This window comes from Affinundibacterium macrobrachii (genome assembly GCF_014652415.1).
In the GTDB taxonomy this organism is placed as follows: domain Bacteria; phylum Pseudomonadota; class Gammaproteobacteria; order Burkholderiales; family Burkholderiaceae_D; genus Undibacterium; species Undibacterium macrobrachii.
The window spans coordinates 1-1,155 of sequence record NZ_BMYT01000014.1; the positions used below are offsets into that span (position 1 = coordinate 1).

The 1,155-nt window shown below is 63.2% G+C and carries 1 protein-coding gene; it reads left to right on the plus strand.

The window, feature by feature from the left end; genetic code table 11:
• The first annotated feature begins 30 nt into the window (after positions 1 to 30).
• Positions 31 to 1,113 carry an IS5 family transposase gene (locus IE103_RS18255; protein WP_189347873.1) on the plus strand — a complete coding sequence of 361 codons (1,083 nt, stop codon included), beginning with the start codon at positions 31 to 33 and terminating at the stop codon, positions 1,111 to 1,113.
• Positions 1,114 to 1,155: the final 42 nt, after the last annotated feature.

Consider the following 1,155-nt stretch of genomic DNA (forward strand, 5'->3'; position numbering starts at 1 on the left):
CACTTCGCCGACGAGGCGTCGGAGGCGGTGATGGCAGGGCAGCCGGGTTTCTTTGATCTTTCGGACCGGTACGAGGCGCTGAGCGCGGCGGGCGATCCGCTGGAGCGCTTGGGTTCGGTGGTTGATTTTGAGGTGTTCCGCGGTCCATTGATTGCCGCCTTGCGCCGGAGCGTCCGAGGTAAGGGCGGGCGCCCCCCGTTCGATCCGGTCCTGATGTTCAAGATTCTTGTGCTGCAGGCGCTTTATTCGCTGTCGGACGAAGCGACGGAATTTCAGATCAAGGATCGGCTGTCGTTCCAGCGGTTTCTCGGCCTTGGGCTCGATGGCACCGTGCCGGATGCGACGACGGTGTGGTTGTTCCGGGAGCGTCTGGTCCAGGCCAAGGCGATCGACCGATTGTTTGCCCGCTTCGACGCTGCGCTGAAGGATCGGGGGTATCTCGCCATGGGCGGCCAGATCATCGATGCTACGGTGGTGCCGGCGCCCAAACAGCGCAACACTGAAGCAGAGAAGGCAGCCATCAAGGAAGGCCGTGTGCCCGAGGACTGGAAGCCGGCCAAGACCCGACAAAAGGACCGCGATGCGCGTTGGTCGATCAAGTACAGCAAGGCCAAGGTCCGGGAAGGCGCTGACCCGAAGGCGGCAAAGCCCGTCGATCTCGCCATCCCGATGTTCGGCTACAAGAACCACATCGGCATCGACAAAGCCCATGGGCTGATCCGCACCTGGGATGCCAGCGCCGCCAATGCCCATGACGGTGCACGACTGCCGGACTTGGTCAGCAAGGCCAATACCGGTTCGGGCGTCTGGGCAGACACGGCCTACCGGTCGAAGAAAAACGAGGCTTTCCTGGCGGCAGGCATGTTCAAGAGCCACGTCCACCAGAAGCGCAAGCCGAGGCAGCCGCTGCCCGAGCGGATCGCCAGGGCCAATACCAGACGATCCAAGATCCGCGCCCATGTCGAGCATGTGTTCGCGGGACAGAAACACCGGATGGGGCTCGTCGTGCGCACCATCGGCATCGCCCGCGCCACCATCAAGATCGGCATGGCCAACCTCGTCTATAACTTCCAGCGCCTCGCTTGGCTCGAAGGGCGAGGTGCGCCCGCATAGCGCGAAAACATGGCGCTGAACGGCGCTCCGGACCAGAAAACC